Origin of the sequence: Streptomyces sp. GbtcB6 (assembly GCF_019091475.1) — a bacterium.
GTDB classification, from domain to species: domain Bacteria; phylum Actinomycetota; class Actinomycetes; order Streptomycetales; family Streptomycetaceae; genus Streptomyces; species Streptomyces hyaluromycini.
The window spans coordinates 1-243 of record NZ_JAGXJL010000413.1; the positions used below are offsets into that span (position 1 = coordinate 1).

Genomic DNA, 243 nt, shown 5'->3' on the forward strand with positions numbered 1-243 from the left:
GCCTGGGCGAGGAAGAACTGCGCGCCCTGGTTGTGCCAGTCCCGGTCGCGTCGGGGGCGGTGGGAGCATGCCCCGCTCTCCGCCGCGGCCTCGTGGGCGTGCGGGCGCGTGCCCGCGTGCGCGTGCTGAGGTGGCCCGGGGGGGTGGATCTCGGCGAACTTCAGCCGCTGCGTGTCGGGGAGCGTGCCGCCGGGGCCGGTCAGGCGGGCCCACGCCGTCTTCTCACCGGTGCGGTACGGCACC

1 pseudogene is annotated in these 243 nt (G+C 77.0%); it reads right to left on the bottom strand.

Annotation, left to right across the window (positions count from 1 at the left end):
* Positions 1-243 (bottom strand): annotated as a pseudogene (locus tag KVT45_RS55540) (hypothetical protein); the annotation flags it as partial.